Source organism: Mesorhizobium sp. WSM4836, from assembly GCF_055811815.1.
The window spans coordinates 1-248 of sequence record NZ_JBVVQF010000154.1 but is presented as its reverse complement, the minus strand read 5'-3'; the positions used below and the strand labels follow the sequence as shown (position 1 = coordinate 248).

Sequence of the window (248 nt, the reverse complement as noted above, 5' to 3'; positions counted from 1 at the left end):
GCCACCATAAAAAAACCCCCCAACAACCCCCCCCCCCCCAAAAAATCAAAAAAAGGGAAAAACCCAACACCCACACCCAACCAAAACCCCCCAAAAAAAAAAAAACCACCCCCCAAAAACCCCCCCAAAAAAAAAAAAAAAAAAAACAACCACCCGGCGGGGCACCACAACACAACAACAAAAAAAAAAAAAAAAAAAAAAACACCCACCCCCCCCCACCCAAACAAAAAAACCCCAACCACACAAAA

At 44.0% G+C, this 248-nt stretch carries 1 pseudogene; it reads left to right on the top strand.

Features of this window, described 5'->3' with window-relative positions:
• Positions 1–248 (top strand): annotated as a pseudogene (locus tag AC0L2P_RS32485) (hypothetical protein); the annotation flags it as partial.